General features: G+C 71.1%; 18 protein-coding genes and 1 riboswitch. Of the genes, 11 read left to right on the top strand and 7 right to left on the bottom strand.

The features are described 5' to 3' along the window. Window positions 1-14 precede the first annotated feature (14 nt). From IE185_RS26600 to IE185_RS26565, 8 genes are all read left to right on the top strand, one after another. Window positions 15-659: an alpha/beta hydrolase family protein gene (locus IE185_RS26600; RefSeq protein ID WP_138894899.1), complete on the top strand. Its 645-nt coding sequence runs from the start codon at window positions 15-17 to the stop codon at window positions 657-659. 234 nt (window positions 660-893) lie between these two features. Continuing rightward, window positions 894-1,553, top strand: a complete 660-nt coding sequence (locus IE185_RS26595; protein ID WP_167518243.1) for a sigma-70 family RNA polymerase sigma factor — start codon at window positions 894-896, stop codon at window positions 1,551-1,553. Continuing rightward, complete coding sequence (gene rsrA / locus IE185_RS26590) at window positions 1,550-1,876, top strand: mycothiol system anti-sigma-R factor (RefSeq protein WP_138894901.1); 327 nt, start codon at window positions 1,550-1,552, stop codon at window positions 1,874-1,876. Before IE185_RS26595 ends, rsrA begins: the two co-directional genes overlap by 4 nt. Window positions 1,877-2,022: 146 nt before the next feature. Next, window positions 2,023-3,441, top strand: a complete 1,419-nt coding sequence (locus IE185_RS26585; protein ID WP_138894902.1) for an HD-GYP domain-containing protein — start codon at window positions 2,023-2,025, stop codon at window positions 3,439-3,441. 139 nt (window positions 3,442-3,580) lie between these two features. Next, window positions 3,581-4,861 (top strand): HD-GYP domain-containing protein, encoded by a 1,281-nt coding sequence (locus tag IE185_RS26580; RefSeq protein ID WP_138894903.1) that lies wholly within the window; start codon window positions 3,581-3,583, stop codon window positions 4,859-4,861. Between the two features lie 115 nt (window positions 4,862-4,976). After that, window positions 4,977-5,963, top strand: a complete 987-nt coding sequence (locus tag IE185_RS26575) for a tetratricopeptide repeat protein (RefSeq protein ID WP_028811741.1) — start codon at window positions 4,977-4,979, stop codon at window positions 5,961-5,963. Between the two features lie 96 nt (window positions 5,964-6,059). Beyond that, window positions 6,060-6,707: a peptide deformylase gene (def, locus tag IE185_RS26570; RefSeq protein ID WP_138894904.1), complete on the top strand. Its 648-nt coding sequence runs from the start codon at window positions 6,060-6,062 to the stop codon at window positions 6,705-6,707. 135 nt (window positions 6,708-6,842) lie between these two features. Continuing rightward, complete coding sequence (locus IE185_RS26565) at window positions 6,843-7,583, top strand: D-Ala-D-Ala carboxypeptidase family metallohydrolase (protein WP_138894905.1); 741 nt, start codon at window positions 6,843-6,845, stop codon at window positions 7,581-7,583. Between the two features lie 16 nt (window positions 7,584-7,599). Here the strand turns inward: IE185_RS26565 and IE185_RS26560 are convergent, their stop codons facing one another. After that, complete coding sequence (locus tag IE185_RS26560; protein WP_138894906.1) at window positions 7,600-8,568, bottom strand: helix-turn-helix domain-containing protein; 969 nt, start codon at window positions 8,566-8,568, stop codon at window positions 7,600-7,602. Window positions 8,569-8,649: 81 nt separating this feature from the next. Between IE185_RS26560 and IE185_RS34050 the strand changes: the two genes are divergently transcribed. After that, on the top strand, window positions 8,650-8,868 hold the full coding sequence (locus tag IE185_RS34050; protein WP_167518878.1) for a hypothetical protein: 219 nt from the start codon (window positions 8,650-8,652) through the stop codon (window positions 8,866-8,868). Window positions 8,869-8,891: 23 nt separating this feature from the next. On the opposite strand, the gene IE185_RS26550 is transcribed toward IE185_RS34050, so the two are convergent. The 3 genes from IE185_RS26550 to IE185_RS26540 form a co-directional block, all read right to left on the bottom strand. Further along, window positions 8,892-9,674 (bottom strand): hypothetical protein, encoded by a 783-nt coding sequence (locus IE185_RS26550; protein ID WP_138894907.1) that lies wholly within the window; start codon window positions 9,672-9,674, stop codon window positions 8,892-8,894. A gap of 156 nt (window positions 9,675-9,830) precedes the next feature. Further along, on the bottom strand, window positions 9,831-10,853 hold the full coding sequence (locus IE185_RS26545) for a ribonucleotide-diphosphate reductase subunit beta (protein ID WP_138894908.1): 1,023 nt from the start codon (window positions 10,851-10,853) through the stop codon (window positions 9,831-9,833). A gap of 2 nt (window positions 10,854-10,855) precedes the next feature. Next, entirely contained in the window at window positions 10,856-13,249 is a 2,394-nt protein-coding gene (locus IE185_RS26540; RefSeq protein ID WP_189716140.1) for a ribonucleoside-diphosphate reductase subunit alpha, read from the bottom strand. A 141-nt stretch (window positions 13,250-13,390) separates the two neighbouring features. Then, window positions 13,391-13,514: riboswitch (cobalamin riboswitch) on the bottom strand. Window positions 13,515-13,625: 111 nt separating this feature from the next. Here IE185_RS26540 and IE185_RS26535 point away from each other — a divergent pair. Continuing rightward, window positions 13,626-14,210 carry a Uma2 family endonuclease gene (locus IE185_RS26535; protein WP_138894929.1) on the top strand — a complete coding sequence of 195 codons (585 nt, stop codon included), beginning with the start codon at window positions 13,626-13,628 and terminating at the stop codon, window positions 14,208-14,210. 56 nt (window positions 14,211-14,266) lie between these two features. Here IE185_RS26535 and IE185_RS26530 read toward each other — a convergent pair whose 3' ends face one another. The 3 genes from IE185_RS26530 to IE185_RS26520 form a co-directional block, all read right to left on the bottom strand. After that, complete coding sequence (locus IE185_RS26530; protein ID WP_138894930.1) at window positions 14,267-14,470, bottom strand: YbdD/YjiX family protein; 204 nt, start codon at window positions 14,468-14,470, stop codon at window positions 14,267-14,269. Next, window positions 14,467-16,686 (bottom strand): carbon starvation CstA family protein, encoded by a 2,220-nt coding sequence (locus IE185_RS26525; protein WP_189716138.1) that lies wholly within the window; start codon window positions 16,684-16,686, stop codon window positions 14,467-14,469. The genes IE185_RS26530 and IE185_RS26525 overlap by 4 nt, the downstream gene beginning before the upstream one ends. Window positions 16,687-16,849: 163 nt before the next feature. After that, a complete protein-coding gene (locus IE185_RS26520) occupies window positions 16,850-17,617 on the bottom strand; it encodes a GntR family transcriptional regulator (RefSeq protein WP_138894931.1) in 768 nt (255 codons plus the stop codon). Between the two features lie 283 nt (window positions 17,618-17,900). Here IE185_RS26520 and IE185_RS26515 point away from each other — a divergent pair, with 283 nt between their 5' ends. Then, window positions 17,901-19,181 carry an extracellular solute-binding protein gene (locus IE185_RS26515; RefSeq protein WP_138894932.1) on the top strand — a complete coding sequence of 427 codons (1,281 nt, stop codon included), beginning with the start codon at window positions 17,901-17,903 and terminating at the stop codon, window positions 19,179-19,181. Window positions 19,182-19,265 lie beyond the last annotated feature (84 nt).

Below are 19,265 nucleotides of genomic sequence, written 5' to 3'. Positions count from 1 at the left end.
GGCGCGGGCGCAGGATGGATGCCGTGACGCACAGCGAGATGGTGGAGACGCAGACCGGCCAGGCCCGCATCACCTGGGCCGAGGCCGAGACGCCCTGGGTCGTCCTGGCCGTGAGCCACGGCGCCGGCGGCGGCATCGGGGCGCGGGACCTTCAGGGGCTCGCGGCCGCGCTGCCCGCGCGCGGGGTGAGCGTGGCGCTGGTGGAGCAGCCCTGGCGGGTGGCCGGGAAGAAGGTCGCGCCCGCGCCCGGGACCCTGGACGCCGGATGGCGCGGACTGTGGCCCGCGCTGCTGCGGCCCGGCCTGCCGGTCGTCGCCGGCGGGCGCAGCGCCGGGGCGCGCGTCGCCTGCCGTACGGCCGTGGAGCTGGGCGCGCACGCGGCGCTCGCGCTGAGCTTCCCGCTGCACCCGCCCGGTCGCCCCGAGAAGTCCCGCGCCGATGAGCTGCTGGGCGCCGGGGTCCCCACGCTGGTCGTACAGGGCGGAAACGATCCCTTCGGGAAGCCGGCGGAGTTCCCGGACGGGGAGTACGACCTCGTGGAGGTGGAGTACGGGGACCATGGTTTCGCCGTACCGAAGAAGGCCGGACGCACCGAGGAACAGGTGGTCGCGACGATCACCGACGCCGTGGGGAGCTGGATCGACGGGCTGCGGGAATGATGAGCGGGGCCCTTCTGTTATTGCGTGCGTCGACATATACCGCACGTACGTGGAGAGGGAGTCCGTCGCATGGGATCGACCATCTGCCCGAGCCGCTCGAACACCGCTGACCTGGAGTGGACGGTGCTCACCGCGGCGAAGACCGCCCCACGTCGGGCGGCGGCCGGGCAGGATCGTCGTCTATCCTCCGATTCGAGCGGGTCCGCATTCGGCCCCGCCACGGCGTTGGAGGAGGTGGGTCCGGTCACTGGGACCGACACAGGGACCGACGACGGCCAGGCGGCGGAGGAGAGCACCGCCGAGCGCAACGCGCGTTTCGAGCGCGACGCGCTGGGCTTCCTCGACCAGATGTACTCGGCCGCGCTGCGCATGACGCGCAATCCGGCCGACGCGGAGGACCTGGTGCAGGAGACGTACGCGAAGGCGTACGGGTCCTTCCACCAGTTCCGTGAGGGTACGAATCTGAAGGCGTGGCTTTACCGCATTCTGACGAACACCTTCATCAACACGTACCGGAAGAAGCAGCGTGAGCCTCAGCGCAGTGGCGCCGAGGAGATCGAGGACTGGCAGCTCGCGCGCGCCGAGTCGCACATGTCGACCGGCCTGCGCTCCGCCGAGTCGCAGGCGCTCGACCACCTGCCCGACTCGGACGTCAAGTCCGCGCTGCAGGCCATCCCCGAGGAGTTCCGCATCGCGGTCTACCTCGCGGATGTCGAGGGCTTTGCGTACAAGGAGATCGCGGACATCATGGGAACACCCATCGGCACGGTGATGTCCCGGCTGCACCGGGGCCGCCGCCAACTGCGCGGCATGCTCGAGGACTACGCGCGTGACCGCGGGCTGGTTCCGGCGGGTGCCGGAGAGTCGAACGACGGGAAAGGTTCGGGCTCATGAGCTGCGGAGAGCCGCACGAGACTGACTGCTCTGAGGTCCTGGATCATCTCTACGAGTTCCTCGACCACGAGATGCCCGACAGCGACTGCACCAAGTTCGAGGTGCACTTCGAGGAGTGCTCCCCGTGTCTGGAGAAGTACGGCCTCGAACAGGCCGTGAAGAAGCTGGTGAAGCGCTGCTGCGGCAGTGACGACGTCCCCGCCGACCTGCGGTCCAAGGTCATGGGGCGAATCGACCTGATCCGGTCGGGGCAGGCCGTGCCCGATCAGGACGTGACGGCCACGACGGCCGCCGAGTATCCCGCCACGGCCCACGAGGCGTAGCCACCCCGCCACCCCGCTTGTCGCGAAGTCGGCCGATTATCACTCGAAGGTGCTAATCGGCCGCTTCGTCGTATCCGGCCTCCCTCAACTCGCTAGCCTGGCGCACGCATTGAGGCGAGCGGACCGGGACAACTGGAGCGACGCAGGTGAGAGCCCTTTCGGTGGCGGCGCGCGCGTACATCCTGTGCGCGCTGATCGCGGCCGTCTGCTGCGCGCTCCCCGCCCTGCGGCCCGGCGCCGGCACTCCCTGGAAGGCCGCCGCGCTGCTGGCCGCGCTCTACGCCGCGTGCGAGGTGCTCGGACGCCGGCCGTTCCTCGTGAGCGCGGTACGGGTCGGCTCGGGCTCCTTCTTCCCGGTGCTGCTCGCCGCCGTGCTGCTGCTGCCCCCGTCGGCCGCCGCGCTGGTCGCCGTGCCCGGGGCCCTCGCCGGCCACGTCGAGCGGCGCCCGCGCGCGGTCCGGCGGGTCTGGCGGGCGGCCCAGCTGGCGCTGGCCGCGTGGTGCGCGGCGCACGTCCGCGCGTTCCTGGACTGCGGTGCGGCGCTGGGGGGCGGGGCGGCCGCGCCCGATTTCCCGTACGTCCTGCTGCCCGCCGGGGCCGCCGTCCTCGCCTTCTGCCTGGTCCTGACCGCCCTCGACGGCGGCATCCTCGCCACGGCCGAGCGGCTGCCCGCGCGGACCGCGTGGCGCGGGCTGCTGCTGCGTTCCGTCGCGCCGCACTGCGTGCAGGGCCTGGCGGGGCTGATGACGGCGGTGCTCTGGCGCAGTCCGTACGGGCCGCTCGCCGCGCTCTTCGTGCTGCTGCCGATGTACATCTCCTGCTGGGTCTTCGCGCAGTACCACCGCGAGCGCGCCGCCCACCAGGCGACCATCCGCGCGCTCGTCCAAGCGGTCGACATCAAGGACAAGTACACGCGCGGGCACAGCGAACGGGTCGGCCGCGCCTCCGTCATGATCGCGCGCGAGATCGGCATGGAGGAGGACCGCGTCGAGGTGCTGCGGTTCGCCGGGATCCTGCACGACGTGGGCAAGCTGGGCGTCCCGACGCGGCTGCTCCGCAAGGACGGGCCGCTGACCCCTGAGGAACGGCGGGTCATCGAGCTGCACCCCGAGTACGGGCACGAGATGGTCCGGGGCATCGGCTTCCTCGGGGAGGCGCGGGCGGCCATCCTGCACCACCACGAGCGGCTCGACGGGAGCGGCTATCCGTACGGGCTCGCGGGCGGCCAGATCCCCGAGTTCGCGCGGGTCGTCGCGGTGGCCGACGCGTTCGACGCGATGACCTCGACGCGGTCGTACCGGCGGGCGCGGCCGGTCGACACGGCTCTGCGGGAGCTCGAACGGTGTGCGGGAACGCAGTTCGATCCCCGGATGGTGCGGGCGCTCGCGCGGGCGCTGGCCCGCCAGGGCTGGCACCACCGGGTCACCTCGGACGAGCAGGCCGATCCCAGAGGAAACGTCCCGCCATCGCGCGGGAGCGACGAGGCCCCCGCTTCCGCCCCGGCCGGGGAGGCGGGTTCTCCGCTCGCCGCCGCGCGGTCCCACGACCCGGGCCGGCCCGGGTGAGCGCCGCTGCGGACACCGGGCCCGAGGGGTGTCCCGGCGAGCCCTACCCCTCGCCGCGCCCTCCCGAACCGGTGCGCGGCCCCGAATCCCGCTCCTCGGGTGCCGCAGAGGCGGGCGGCGTGCGGCCGGGGCGTGCCGGGTGAGGGGGCGCAGGCCCGCGTACGCCCTCGGCGGCGTGTACGGCACGGCCGCCGTGCTCACCCTCTACGCGCTCGGCGACACCCTCTGGTACGGCGTCACCGAACCCGGCATCGCCCTCGCCTTCGGCGTGCTCATCACCCTCGGTGAGCTCTCCCGGTGGGGCGTTCGGACGGGCCCCTGCGCGCTGCCCGCCGAGCGCGAGCCCGCACCGCTCGGCGCCGCCGGGGCCCTCGCTTACGCCCTGCTCGGCCAGATCGCCGGGCAGCCCACCACCCACGGCGTCCTCCAGGTCGTCGCCGTCGTGGTCGCCGCCGCCCTCGCCGGCGCCGTGCCGCACGTCGCCGCCGGGCACGGGCCGGCCCTCGACCACGTCGTCCGCCGTGTCCTCACCGTCGCCTTCGCCGCCGTGTGCTTCCAGCCGCTCTACAACTGCGGACTGTGGGGCGAGCGGGTCGGCCACGGCCCGTACCACGCCCTGTTCCTCGCGCTCCTGCTCGTGCTCACCGCCCTGTGCGACGCCGTACTCACCGCAGCCATGGCCCGCGCCCGTACCGGCTACCCGTACGGGCCGCTCCTGCGCGACGAGCTGCGCGCGCTGCTGGGGATCGGGTCGGCGGTCTGCGCCACGGGGGCCGTCATGGCGCTCGGCGTCGCCGCCGCCGGGCTCTGGGCGCTGCCCGTCTTCTGCGTACCGCTGCTGCTCACCCAGCTGTCCTTCCGCCGGTACGCCGCCGTCCGTACGACGTACCGCCAGACCATCACCTCGCTCGCCCGCGCCACCGAGATCGCCGGCTACACCGCCCAGGGCCACGCCCGCCGCGTCGCCCTGCTCAGCCGGGCCGTCGGGCGTGAGCTGGGGCTCTCCGAGCCGGACCTGACCGTCCTGGAGTACGCGGCGCTGATGCACGACATCGGGCAGCTCTCCCTCCTCGACCCCGTCCAGGGCGGAGCCACCGCCTCGCTGCCGCCCGCCGAGCAGCGCCGCATCGCCCTGCTCGGGGGAGCGGTCGTACGCCAGACCGGAGTCCCCGCCGAGGTGGCGGTCGTCGTGGAGCGGCAGGCCGACCCCTACCGGGAGCAGCCGCTTTCCGCCCGTATCGTCCGCGCCGTCAACGCATACGACGATCTCTCGGGGGAAAGCGGAGGTGGACTGGGCGGGCCGCTCAGCGCCCTGGAACAGCTGCGTCTCGGGACCGGCCGCGACTATCAGCCCGAGGTCGTGGAATCCCTGGCGCGTGTCCTGTCCCGGGGCGGTCTGACCCCGTCCCCACCTGGGTAACCCATGGGTAATGAGCGGCCCTCCGACCCGGCATGGTTGGATGCGAAGAAGAGGAACAAGAGGGCGTCCGGGGGGACTGACCTTCAGCGACCGGCAGGCGGGACAGGCGGGAATCGTGAAGATCTTCGGGAAGGTACGGCATCGGCCATCCGCCTCGTGGCGGCAGGCCACCGACCGCGCGTTCACGCTGATCGGCGACGGTCGGTACGAGGACGCGGGGGCTCTGCTGACACGCGCGGCGGACCTCGAACCCTGGTTGTCCGAGTCCTGGTTCAATCTCGCGCTGCTGCACAAGTTCCGGCACGACTGGGAGCAGGCGCGCTCCGCAGGGCTGCGCGCCGTCGCGCTCCTCGACCGGGAGACCGGCGCTCCGGACTGGTGGAACGTCGGCATCGCGGCCACCGCCCTCCAGGACTGGCCGCTGGCCCGCCGCGCCTGGCAGGCGTACGGCCTGAAGGTGCCCGGCGAGCCCACCGAGAGCGGCGAGCCGCACGGCATGGAGCTGGGCAGCGCCGCTGTCCGCCTCTCGCCGGAGGGCGAGGCCGAGGTGGTGTGGGGCCGCAGGCTGGACCCGGCGCGGATCGAGGTGCTCTCGATCCCGCTGCCGTCGTCCGGGCGGCGCTGGGGCGAGGTCGTCCTGCACGACGGCGTGCCGCACGGCGAGCGCGTCACTGCCGCCGGACCGTCCTTCCCCGTGTTCGACGAGATCGAACTGTGGGCGCCGTCGCCCGTGCCGACCTGGGTGGTGCTGCTGGAAGCCGCGACCGAGGCCGACCGGGACGCCCTGGAGCGGCTGGCCGCCGACGCGGGGTTCGCCGCCGAGGACTGGTCGTCGTCCGTGCGGCTGCTGTGCCGCTCCTGCTCCGAGTCGCAGATGCCCAGCGACGAGGGCGACGGCGAGCACCTCGACCCGCACGACCACAGCGAGCCCGGCCACCCCGGGCCGCTCGGGCACCGCACGGCCGGCGCGGGTGAGCTGTGGCTGCCGGAGCGCGAGTGCGGCATCGCGGCGCCCGCCGGACTGGTGCGCGGGCTGCTCGACGGATGGGTCGCCGACAATCCCGACAGCCGTGAGTGGCGGGATCTCGAAGAAGTCTGCTGAGAGTCCGCCCCCGCCTGCCCGTAGGCTGTACGGGCATCGGATTCGGTACGGCCAAGTTCTTGGGTTTCTTGGCTTTGAGGAAGGCGTACGGCGGACATGGCGCAGCAGGAGACGGACCAGCAGGCGACGGACCAGCAGGTCATCAACGACGGGTTCGTCGTGGACACGGAGAACACCGAGGAGCGCGAGCAGGCGTACCGCGAGCGCGGCACCGCCCGTCCCATCACCGTCGTCGGGAACCCGGTCCTCCACAAGGAGTGCGAGGACGTCACGGAGTTCGACGACAAGCTCGCCGCGCTGATCGACGACATGTTCGCCAGCCAGCGCGCCGCCGAGGGCGTGGGCCTGGCCGCCAACCAGATCGGTGTCGACCTCAAGGTCTTCGTCTACGACTGCCCGGACGACGACGGGGTGCGTCACGTCGGCGTGGTCTGCAACCCGGTCCTGCAGGAGCTTCCGCAGGAGCAGCGCCGGCTCGACGAGTCCAACGAGGGCTGCCTGTCCGTCCCGACGGCGTACGCCGAACTGGGCCGCCCCGACTACGCGGTGGTCCACGGCCAGGACGCCCAGGGCAAGCCGATCAAGGTGCGCGGCACGGGTTACTTCGCACGGTGCCTCCAGCACGAGACGGACCACCTGTACGGCTACCTCTACATCGACCGCCTGTCGAAGCGCGACCGCAAGGACGCGCTGAAGCAGATGGCCGAGGGCACGCCCCGCTACGAGACCGTTCCGAACGACTGACCGACTTCCCGTCACCGCGGGGCGACCGCCATTGGTCCGACAAATGACCAGGGCGGCCGCCCTGTTGACGCGCGTCGACGGGCACGTCAGTCTCGGGCGTGCCCCCGCTCCCGCGCTCCTCGGTATGGAGGTCCCATGCTCCGACGTACGGCGAGAACCGTCCTCTGCCTTGTCATGCTCATGGTCGCCGGATTGGCCGGTACGGTCGCCACCGCCGGTACCGCGCACGCCGACGGCTGCTACACCTGGTCCCGCACCCTCTCCCAGGGCGCCACCGGGGCCGACGTCACCCAGCTCCAGATCCGGCTCGGCGGCTACCCCGGCTACGGCGCCGTGCTCGGCATCGACGGCGACTACGGACCCGCCACGACCGCGGCGGTCAAGCGCTTCCAGTCCGCGTACGGGCTCGCCGCCGACGGCGTCGCGGGAGCGGCCACCTTCAGCAAGCTCTACGCGCTCCAGGACGACGACTGCACGCCCGTCCACTTCAGTTACGCCGAACTCAACGACTGCAACAGCACCTGGGCGGGCGGCGCGGTGAGTGCGGCCACCGCCAAGTCCAACGCCCTGCGCACCATGTGGAAACTGGAGGCGCTGCGGCACGCGCTGGGCGACCAGCCGATCACCGTCACCAGCGGATTCCGCTCGCAGGCGTGCAACGACGCGGTCGGCGGGGCGGCCGGCAGCCGTCACCTCTACGGGGACGCCGCCGACCTCGGCTCCGGCCCGCACTCCCTGTGCACCCTGGCCAAGCAGGCCCGTAACCACGGCTTCAACGGCATCCTCGGCCCGGGCTACCCCGGCCACAGCGACCACACCCACCTGGACCACCGCGCGAGCCGCTTCTGGTCGGCGTCGAGCTGCGGCGTCTCCTGAGCCGTCTTCCGGGGGCCTAGGCGGCCAGCGCCGGCCCCCGGAAGGTGCGGCGGTACGCGTTCGGAGTGGTCCCCAGGGACCGTACGAACTGATGGCGCAGCGCCGCCGCGTTCCCGAAGCCCGCGCGGCCCGCGATCGCGTCCACCGTGTCGTCCGTCGCTTCCAGCAACTCCTGCGCCAGCAGCACCCGCTGGCGCAGCAGCCAGCGGTACGGCGTGGTGCCCGTCTCCTGGAGGAAGCGCCGCGCGAACGTCCGGGGCGACATGTGCGCCCGGTCGGCGAGCTGCTCCACGGTCATCTCCTGGTCCAGGTGCCGCTCCATCCAGGCCAGCACCCCGCCCACGGTGTCGCAGCGCACGTGGGTCAGCGGGCGCTCGATGTACTGCGCCTGACCGCCGTCGCGGTGCGGCGGGACGACCATGCGGCGGGCGATCGTGTTGGCCACCTCGGACCCGTGCTCCTGGCGGATCAGGTGCAGGCAGGCGTCGATCCCGGCGGCGGTCCCGGCCGACGTGATGACGGGGCCCTCGTCGACGTACAGCACGTCGGGTTCGACCTTGGCCCGCGGATGGCGGCGGGCCAGCTCCGCGGAGTGCCGCCAGTGGGTCGTGCACCGGCGCCCGTCCAGCAGCCCCGCCGCCCCGAGCACGAACGCGCCCGAGCAGACGCTGAGCACGCGGGCGCCGCGCTCGACGGCCCGGCGCAGGGCGTCGAGCAGCGGCTCGGGGTAGGTGCGGGCCTCGCAGTGCTGGTCGGCCGGGATGGCGATGAGGTCGGCGCTCTCCAGCCGGTCCAGACCGTGCGGCACGGAGATGGAGAAGGCGCCGGAACGGGCGGCGATCGGGCCCGGCTCGGCGGCGCAGACCGCGAAGTCGTAGACCGGCAGCCCTTGATCGCTGCGGTCGATCCCGAACACCTCGCAGAGGACGCCCAGTTCGAAGGGGTTCACTCCGTCGACGAGGGCCACGGCCACGTTTTTCAACATGCGCACAGTGTGGCAGCAATTCGAGGTTCCATGACAGTCCTGCCACTGACTTTTCTTCGTCCCGAGGACCAGAGTGGACGCATGGCAACCTTCCTGAACTACCTCGTGGTCCTCGTACTCTTCGTCCTCCTCACCCTCCCGTCGTTCCTCGGGCACGCCGGGGAACGCCGGATCGACCGGCAGCTCAAGCAGGCCGAGAACCCCCGCCCGCACCGGCCCGAGACCATCCGCAGCGCCCCCGGACGGCGGCCGGTGAGGCGGACCGTCGCGGCGGACGTGCTGTCGTCGGCCGGCAGGTGAACGATCAGCCGCCGGTTCACCGGTCACGGGCTGGTGCCGTGCCCGCCCGCGCCGGGGACCGGTCGCGCGGGCCCCTGTGGCGCACCGGAGCCGGTGAGGGCCCGCAGCCGGACGACCCAGCCCGCGGCGTCCTCGTCACCCTCGGCGGCGCGGTTCTCCGCGACGGCGAGGGCGTCCCGGGCCCGGCCCCGCGCGGTGAGCAGTTCCACGATCCTGTCGCAGAGGCGGCCGCGGATGTGCCAGTCGTTGCCACCGGCCCGGACGATGTCGAGGGCGGCCTCGACCTGATCCAGCTCGGTGAACAGCGCCATCAGCCCCGCGTAGGTGTTGCCCGCGGCGGCGAGTTCGCGCAGATCGTCGATACGGCCACGCCTGGCCAGCAGCGGAACGAGACGTACCGACGAGATCACGTCACCGGCGGCCGTACGAGCGCGCAGTTCGTCGATCGCGCCGTGCTCCACCAGCCAGTCGGCGTACCGCCCGCCCGCCGTGCTGTCGCCGGCCTCCGCCCGGGTCCGCAGGTCGTCGATCCGGCCCTGGGCGGCGAGCAGGTCGACCAGCCATGAACGGGCGTTGATGTCGCCCGCGTAGGCCATCGCCCGCACTTCCTCGATGTGGCCCGCCCGCAGAAGCAGGCGGATCAGCAGGTTGCGGACGGCGGCCCCGGACGGAAGCGCGCGAACCACCGCGATGGCCTCCTCGACGTGGCCCTGCCCGGCCAGCAGCTCGGCCAGCCGGCACCCCGCCGACCGGTCCCCGGCCCGGGCCCGGGCGCGTAACTCGTCCTGATCCCGCAGGTCGTCCATGCCTCCACCCCCTCCCGGGAACGCCGACGTGCCTGCCGAGGTCCGGCCGCTCCAGTAGAGCAGGCGGGGCGTCGGCGGTGAAGGGAGCGACGGGGGGAGCGACACGTGCGGGCCGCCCCCGCGCCTACGCGAGGACGGCCCGCACCCGGGGACGGATCAGAAGTCGTCGTCGAAGGCGACCGAGCCCTCGACCGCGACCTGGTACGCCGACGGGCGGCGCTCGAAGAAGTTCGTCAGCTCCTGCACGCCTTGGAGCTCCATGAACGAGAACGGGTTCTGCGAGCCGTACACCGGGGCGAAGCCGAGGCGCTCCAGGCGCTGGTCGGCGACGCACTGGAGGTACTCGCGCATCGACTCGGTGTTCATGCCGGGCAGGCCCTCACCGCACAGGTCGCGGCCGAACTGGAGCTCCGCCTCGACGGCCTCCTTCAGCATGTCGGTGACCTGCTGCTGGAGAGTGTCGTCGAAGAGCTCCGGCTCCTCCTTGCGGACCGTGTCGACGACCTCGAACGCGAAGTTCATGTGCATGGTCTCGTCGCGGAAGACCCAGTTGGTCCCCGTCGCCAGGCCGTGCAGCAGGCCCCGCGAACGGAACCAGTAGACGTACGCGAACGCCCCGTAGAAGAACAGGCCCTCGATGCACGCCGCGAAGCAGATCAGGTTCAGCAGGAAGCGGCGGCGGTCGGCCTGCGTCTCCAGGCGCTCGATCTTCTCGACCGAGTCCATCCACTTGAAGCAGAACTGCGCCTTCTCGCGGATCGAGGGGATCTCCTCCACCGCGTCGAACGCCGCCGCGCGGTCGTCCGGGTCGGGGAGGTAGGTGTCGAGCAGCGTCAAGTAGAACTGGACGTGCACGGCCTCCTCGAAGAGCTGGCGCGAGAGGTAGAGGCGCGCCTCGGGGGAGTTGATGTGCTTGTAGAGGGTCAGCACGAGGTTGTTGGAGACGATCGAGTCGCCCGTCGCGAAGAACGCGACCAGCCGGCCGATCATGTGCTGCTCACCCGGCGAGAGCTTGGCGAGGTCGGCGACGTCCGAGTGGAGGTCGACCTCCTCCACCGTCCACGTGTTCTTGATCGCGTCCCGGTAGCGCTCGTAGAAGTCCGGGTAGCGCATGGGACGCAGCGTCAGCTCGAAGCCCGGGTCGAGAAGGTTTTTAGAGATTGCAGCCTTTTCGCTCATGATTACTGGCACGCCTCGCAGGACTCGGGGTTCTCAAGGGAGCAGGCGATCGCGTCCGCGTCGGGGGCGGCAGGGGCCTGCTGTACGGGGATGGGGGCCGCGGCAGCCGCGCCGGAGCCGGCCGCGCGCGCGATGCGGGTCGCGGGGCGCGAGCGCAGGTAGTACGTCGTCTTCAGCCCCTTCTTCCACGCGTAGGCGTACATCGAGGAGAGCTTCCCGATGGTCGGGGTCTCCAGGAAGAGGTTCAGTGACTGCGACTGGTCGAGGTACGGCGTACGGGCCGCCGCCATGTCGATCAGGCCGCGCTGCGGGATCTCCCACGCGGTGCGGTACAGCGCCCGTACCTCCTCGGGGATCCAGCTGAAGCCCTGCACCGAGCCGCTGGACTCGCGCAGCGCCTCGCGGGACTGGGCGTCCCAGACGCCGAGCTTCTTCAGGTCCTCCACCAGGTAGGCGTTGACCTGGAGGAACTCACCGCTGAGCGTCTCGCGCTTGAAGAGGTTGGAGACCTGCGGCTCGATGCACTCGTACACGCCCGCGATGGACGCGATGGTCGCGGTCGGCGCGATCGCGAGGAGCAGGGAGTTGCGCATCCCGGTCTTCGCGATCCGGGCGCGCAGCGCGTCCCACCGCTCCGGCCAGGTGACCTCGACGCCGTAGTGGTCCGGGTGCAGGACGCCGCGCGCCGCGCGGGTCTTCTTCCAGGCGGGGAGCGGGCCGCTGGCCTCGGCGAGGTCGCAGGACGCCTCGTACGCGGCGAGCATGATGCGCTCGGCGATCCGGGTGGACAGGGCGCGGGCCTCGGCCGAGTCGAAGGGCAGGCGCAGCTTGAAGAAGACGTCCTGGAGGCCCATCGCGCCCAGGCCCACCGGACGCCACTTGGCGTTGGAGCGGCCGGCCTGCTCGGTCGGGTAGAAGTTGATGTCGACGACGCGGTCGAGGAAGGTGACGGCCGTACGGACGGTCTCGTCCAGCCGCTCCCAGTCGATCTCGCCGTTCCCGGACACGAACGAACCGAGGTTGACGGAACCGAGGTTGCAGACGGCCGTCTCGCCGTCGTCGGTGACCTCCAGGATCTCGGTGCACAGGTTCGAGGAGTGCACGACGGAGCCGGGCTCGGCGGTCTGGTTCGCCGTACGGTTCGACGCGTCCTTGAACGTCATCCAGCCGTTCCCGGTCTGCGCCAGGGTGCGCATCATCCGGCCGTACAGCTGGCGCGCGGGAATCGTCGTACGGGCCAGGCCGTCCGCCTCCGCCTTGCGGTACGCCTGGTCGAACGCGTCGCCCCACAGATCGACGAGCTCGGGAACGTCGGAGGGCGAGAACAGCGACCAGTCGGCGTCCGCGTCGACGCGGCGCATGAACTCGTCGGGGATCCAGTGCGCGAGGTTCAGGTTGTGCGTACGCCGCGCCTCCTCGCCCGTGTTGTCGCGCAGTTCCAGGAACTCCTCGATGTCCGCGTGCCACGTCTCCAGGTAGACGCAGGCCGCGCCCTTGCGCCGGCCGCCCTGGTTGACGGCCGCGACGGACGAGTCGAGCGTGCGCAGGAACGGCACGATGCCGTTGGAGTGACCGTTGGTGCCGCGGATCAGGGAGCCTCGGGCGCGAATGCGGGAGTACGAGAGGCCGATGCCGCCCGCGTGCTTCGAGAGACGCGCGACCTCGTGGTAGCGGCCGTAGATCGAGTCCAGCTCGTCGAGCGGCGAGTCCAGCAGGTAGCAGGACGACATCTGCGGGTGGCGCGTGCCGGAGTTGAACAGCGTCGGTGACGACGGCAGGTAGTCGAGGCGGCTCATCAGGCGGTACAGCGCGGCGACCTCGTCCGCGGCGGCGGGGGAGCCGTCCTTGGCCAGGCCGGACGCCACGCGCAGCATGAAGTGCTGGGGGGTCTCGATGACCTGACGGGTGATGGGGTGGCGCAGGAGGTAGCGGCTGTAGACCGTGCGCAGACCGAAGTAGCCGAAGCGGTCGTCGGCGTCCTGGTCGACCAGCGCGTCGAGGCGGGCCGCGTGGGCGCTCACGAAGTCGGCCGTACGGTCGGCGATCAGGCCCTCGCGGTGGCCGACGGACACCGATTCGGAGAAGGTACGGACGCCCTGCGTGGCCGCCTCGTCCCGGATCGTACGGGTGAGCAGGCGGGCCGCGAGGCGGGAGTACGCCGGGTCCTCGGAGATCAGCCCGGCGGCTGCGTCGGTGGCCAGGCCCCGCAGCTCGGCCGCGTCCGACGCCGCGTTGCGGCCGCGCAGGGCGGCCGCGGCGACTCTGCCCGGGTCGGTGTCGGGGAGGTCGGCGGTCAGGTCGGTGAGGGTCCGCAGCAGTGCGGTCCCGGCTCCGGGTCCGTCGGACGGCTCCGTCGATTCCGTGGCAGTGGCCGGATCGGCTGACGCGATGGTCACAGGGTGCTCTCCCTCGCTCGGCGCGGGGCCGGCGGGGGGAGCGGGGGCGTACGGGCACACGTCACCCGTGAAGGGCGGCACACCGCGTAGCGTCCACCGGCCCAACCGCGAGGCCCGGACGTGTCGGTACCCGGTTCGGTCGAGCCGGATACGCCGTCGGCAGGTCCTCGGACTCCTGGGTGCGCAAAAGCACACCGATCACACCGTTGCGGGACAGTTCCGGATTCACACCGGATTCCCCTGCGGCGACAGCGAGCATGAGCATACATGTGGGGGCGGTTGGGAGTTGCACCCCCCAGATGTTGTGTCGCGCAGGGAGGATCGGGGCGACTGTCACAGCTCTCGGCTATCGTCGTGAACACAAGGAGGTACGCCCATGTCAGCCATCGACGACCGGCCTCACCTGCTCCCCGAAGAGTTCGACGAGGCCACGCGCATACTGGCCCGCACGACCGAGGGCGTGCGGCTGGAGCTCATCGACGGGAGGCTGAGGAGCAGGGTTGTGCCGGACGGGGACCACGGGCGGATCATTCAGTGGCTGACGCGCATCTGTATGCAGTCCCGCCCCGAGCTGTGGCTCCATCCCGACCAAGGGCTGAAGGTGCAGGCCTACCGGAAGGGCCGCGCGCGCCCCGACGGTTCACTCGCGCCCAGTGACGCCTTTGTCGGCCAGGGCGAGTGGGCCGACCCCGAGCAGGTGCTCATGGTCGTCGAGGTCACGTCGTACGACACCGACACCGACCAGCGCGACCGGGTGGAGAAGCCCCGCGCCTACGCCCAGACCGGCATTCCGGTGTACCTGCTGATCGACCGGGACACCTGCGAGGTGACGGTCTACAGCGAGCCCGACGGCGTCCGGTACGAGAACGCGCACACCGTCCCGTTCGGCAAACCCCTGGCGCTGCCGGGTCCGGTGGACATCACGCTGGAGACCGAAGCCCTGAAGGAGTGGGTGCGCTGACGCCGACGGGCCGCCGCGTCCCGGCTCGTGGGATGCGACGGCCCGTCGGCCCGTGCTCAGCAGCAGCGGAAGCCCTCGCGGGGGTCCGCCTCGCGGGCGTCCGTGCGGCTGCGTTCGAACTGGCGGCGGGTCATGACCGGCGCCCCGGGGTCGCGGGACCGCGCGTGGGCGACGTACCGGTCGTACGCCGACTCGCCGGTCAGCTCGCGGACGTACCAGCGGATCCGGCCCGCCGCCCGCCGTACGTCCGTCAGCGTCATTCGGGCGTCCCCGTCCCGGCGGGCGCCGTCTCCTTGCGGTTGCCGCCCTCAGGGCCGACGCCGGCCGCGACCAGTTCGGCCTTCTCCTCCTTGGTCGCGATGATCGACGCGGGGGCGACCAGCCTCGACTCGACGTACGGCGCCTCGTGGAGCTTGACGCTCTCGGGGTCGCGGATCGCCTTGAGGCAGACCCGGCCGGCGTCGGCGAGCACCACCACGATGAGGACCGCGAAGAGCGCGCACAGCACGCCGTCGACGGTCGAGTTGGTGACGACGGTGTGCATCTGGTCCATGTTCTTGGCGGGCGGCAGCACCTCGCCCGCGTCGATGCCGGCCTGGTACTTGTCGCGCTGGGCGAAGAAGCCGACCTTCACGTCGTCCGAGAAGATCTTCTGCCAGCTGGCGGTGAGCGTGACCGCCACGTCCCACGCGAGCGGCACCGCCGTGACCCACGCCCACTTCAGGCGGCCGGACTTGACGAGGAGCGTCGTGCAGACGGCCAGCGCGACGGCGGCCAGCAGCTGGTTCGCGATGCCGAAGAGCGGGAAGAGCTGGTTGATGCCGCCCAGCGGGTCGTGCACGCCGACCCACAGGAAGTAGCCCCAGCCGCCGACGACGACGGCGCTGGCGAACCAGACGCCCGGCTTCCAGCTGACCTGGCGGAACGGCTTGTAGACGTTGCCGAGCATGTCCTGGAGCATGAAGCGCCCGACGCGGGTGCCGGCGTCCACCGTGGTGAGGATGAACAGCGCCTCGAACATGATCGCGAAGTGGTACCAGAAGGCCTTCATCGCGGTGCCGCCGACGACGGCCGAGAAGATCTCCGACATGCCGAGCGCGAAGGTCGGCGCGCCGCCGGTGCGCGACAGCAGGCTCTGCTCCTCGACGTCCTTGGCCGCCTGGGCCAGTGCCTCCGGGGAGATGGAGAAGCCCAGGTTCGTCACCGCCTCGGACGCCGCCTGGACACTGTCCCCGACCACACCCACCGGCGAGTTGATGGCGAAGTACAGGCCCGGGTCGATGATGCACGCCGTGATCATCGCCATCACGGCGACGAACGACTCGGTCAGCATCGCGCCGTAGCCGATCATCCGGATCTGCGTCTCCTTCTGGACCATCTTCGGGGTGGTGCCCGAGGAGACCAGGGAGTGGAAGCCGGAGAGCGCGCCGCAGGCGATGGTGATGAAGACGAACGGGAACATCGAGCCGGCGAAGACCGGTCCGGTGCCGCTGGTCGCGAAGTCGGTGACGGCGGGCATCTTCATCGTCGGCAGCGCGATGAAGACGCCGAGGGCGAGCAGCCCGATCGTGCCGACCTTCATGAAGGTGGAGAGGTAGTCGCGCGGCGCGAGCAGCAGCCACACCGGGAGGACCGAGGCGAGGAAGCCGTACACGATCATCCAGACGACGAGCGTGCCCGGCTCCAGCGTGAAGGTGTCCGCCCACGAGGACTCGGCGACCCAGCCGCCCGAGACGATCGCGAGCAGCAGCAGCGCGACGCCGATGACCGAGACCTCGCTGACCCGGCCGGGTCGCAGGACGCGCAGGTAGACGCCCATGAAGAGGGCGATCGGGATGGTCATGCCGATGGAGAAGACACCCCACGGCGAGTGCGCGAGCGCGTTCACGATGACCAGCGCCAGCACCGCGAGCAGGATGATCATGATGGCGAAGACGGCGACCAGCGCGGCCGCGCCGCCGAACGGTCCTATCTCGTCCCGCGCCATCTGGCCGAGCGAACGGCCGTCGCGCCGGGTGGAGAAGAAGAGCGTCACCATGTCCTGTACGGCACCGGCGAGGATGACGCCGACGATGATCCATATCGTGCCGGGCAGGTAGCCCATCTGCGCGGCGAGCACGGGACCGACCAGCGGCCCGGCGCCCGCGATGGCGGCGAAGTGGTGCCCGAACAGGACGCGGCGGTCGGTCGGGTGGAAGTCGACACCGTTGTCGAGCCGCTCGGCGGGGGTGGCCCGGTTCTTGTCGACCTTCAGGACGCGGTGGGCGATGAAGCGCGAGTAGAAGCGGTACGCGATGGCGTACGAGCCGAGGGCCGCCGCCAGCATCCACGCGGCGGAGACCTCTTCCCCGCGCGAGAGGGCGAGTACCGCCCAGGCGATGGCGCCGACGAGGGCCACCGCGCCCCATATGGCTATGGACTTCGGGGACAGGGCCCGTTGTCTCTGGGCTGGCGTTGTCGACTGCGGCTCCGGCATGGCGATCCGTCCCCTCGCGCGATCTTTCCTCGTAACGTGCGCGAAATCTAGGTGCTGTGACCGCCGTCCGTAACCCCCCGTCCGCATATCGGTACGGACACGGCCCGACCACTGCAGGTCGGGGCCGTACCAGAGCTCCGTCAGTCCGTGGGCCGCTTGAGGGTCAGTCCGTCGGCCGCTTGAGGTTCGCCACGAACTTGTAGCGGTCGCCGCGGTAGACCGAGCGCACCCATTCCACCGGCTCGCCGTTCCCGTCGATCGAGTGCCGCGACAGCATCAGCATGGGCAGGCCCACGTCCGTGCCGAGCAGCCCCGCCTCGCGGGGGGTGGCCAGCGACGTCTCGATCGTCTCCTCGGCCTCGGCCAGGCGGACGTCGTACACCTCCGCCAGCGCCGTGTAGAGCGAGGTGTACTTGACGAGCGAGCGGCGCAGCGCCGGGAAGCGCTTCGCCGACAGGTGCGTCGTCTCGATCGCCATCGGCTCGCCGCTCGCCAGCCGCAGCCGCTCGATCCGCAGGACCCGGCCGCCCGCCGAGATGTCGAGCAGGCCGGCCAGGGTGTCGTCGGCGGTCACGTAACCGATGTCCAGGAGCTGGGACGTGGGCTCCAGGCCCTGCGCCCGCATGTCCTCCGTGTACGACGTGAGTTGCAGCGCCTGCGAGACCTTGGGCTTGGCCACGAAGGTGCCCTTGCCCTGGATCCGCTCCAGGCGGCCCTCGACGACCAGCTCCTGGAGCGCCTGGCGCACGGTCGTGCGGGACGTGTCGAACTCGGCGGCCAGGGTCCGCTCCGGCGGCACGGGGGTCCCGGGCGGCAGGGTCTCCGTCATGTCCAGCAAATGCCGCTTGAGCCGGTAGTACTTCGGCACGCGTGCGGTGCGTGTCGCCGCCGCCGTGCCCTCGGCCTCCGTGCCGCCCCCGTCCGTGGCCATGACCCGCCTTTCCGACTTCTGTGCTGCTGCCGTCACCGGCTCCTCCGACTGTCGCGGCTCACATGGTGGCACGGCCTTGGCGCAGGTCGTCGCCCTTGCTCAGGTGTCGGTCCGATAACGGACGCGAGAGCCCTTCTTATACACCCTTGACACCCCTAAAGGTCTAGGCCAAGCTCCCGGTACTGGTCTAAACCATTAGAGGCCAAGGTCCCACCCCCGGGCAGTACTTGTCGAAGTCTTCGCGGTGGGCAGGGGGGTTGCAGGCATCCCTGAGGAGGGTGGCGTGAAGCGCAAGCTCATCGCGGCGATAGGCGTCGCGGGCATGATGGTCGGCATCGCGGCGTGTGGCGACTCGGGCAGCTCGGGCGGTGGCGACGAGGCGAAGCCCAAGGAGCTCACGGTCTGGCTCACGGTCGACGCGCAGAACAACTGGCCCGAGCTGGTCAAGGCGGCCGACGACACGATCGTCAAGAAGTACCCGGGCATCAAGATCAAGCACGAGTACTACGGCTGGCCGGACAAGAACGCCAAGCTCGACGCCGTACTCGCCACGGACAAGGCCCCGGACGTCGTCGAGATGGGCAACTCCGAGATGGTGGGCTACATGTCCACCGGGGCCTTCGCCGAGGTCGACCCGTCGAAGTTCGACAAGTCGGACGAGTGGCTGGACGGTCTCAAGCTGTCCGTCACGTACGAGGGCAAGACCTACGGCGTGCCGTACTACGCCGGTGGCCGCGTCGGCACCTGGCGCAAGGACATCGCCGCCGAGGCGGGCGTCAAGGCCACGCCGAAGACGTACAAGGAGCTCACCTCCGCCCTGGACAAGATCCAGAAGAAGAAGGGCGACAAGTTCAGCGCCTGGTACCAGCCCTCGCCCGACTGGTACGCGGCCATGTCGTTCGTGTACGACGCCGGCGGCTCCATCGCCGAGCAGTCCGGCGACCAGTGGAAGTCCAACCTGTCCTCGGCCGAGTCCCTCAAGGGCCTGGGCGAGTACAAGAAGGTCCTCGACAAGTACATGCACGCGGACAAGACCAAGGACGAGGCCGACCGCCCGGTCGTCTTCGGCCAGGGCAAGGCCGCGACGATGTTCGCCGCCGCGTGGGAGGGCGGCACCGCCGCCGACCCGAAGAACGACAAGGTCGGCAAGCTGGCCGACAAGATCGAGAGCTTCGTGATGCCCGGCCCGTCCGGCAAGAACCTCCCGGTCTTCCTCGGCGGCTCCGACCTCGCCATCCCGGTCAAGTCCGACGCCCAGGCCGTCGCGGGCGAGTGGATCAACGCGTTCACCGGCGCCGAGGGCCAGAAGGGCCTCATCGGCAAGGGCAACCTCCCGAACAACAAGTCGGACCTGGAGCCCCTGAAGTCGGACCCGGCGACCGCTGTTCCGGCGACCGCCGCCGCGTCCAGCTGGTTCGTTCCCACCGCTCCCGGCTGGGGCCAGGTCGAGAAGGGCAAGATCCTCCAGACCATGCTCCAGGAGATCGGCACCGGCAAGAAGTCGGTCGAGGCCGCCGCGAAGGCCGCCGACGCCAAGATCGACAAGGTCATCAACACCAAGTGACCTTCGAGCGGGCAGGGCTGCGCCGGTTCCCCGGCGCCGGCCCTGCCCGCCCGCGGTAGGAGAGGCAGCTGTGAGGAGCGCGCG

Source organism: Streptomyces chryseus (assembly GCF_014650755.1).
GTDB lineage: Bacteria > Actinomycetota > Actinomycetes > Streptomycetales > Streptomycetaceae > Streptomyces > Streptomyces chryseus.
This window is presented reverse-complemented; position numbering and strand designations above follow the sequence as displayed.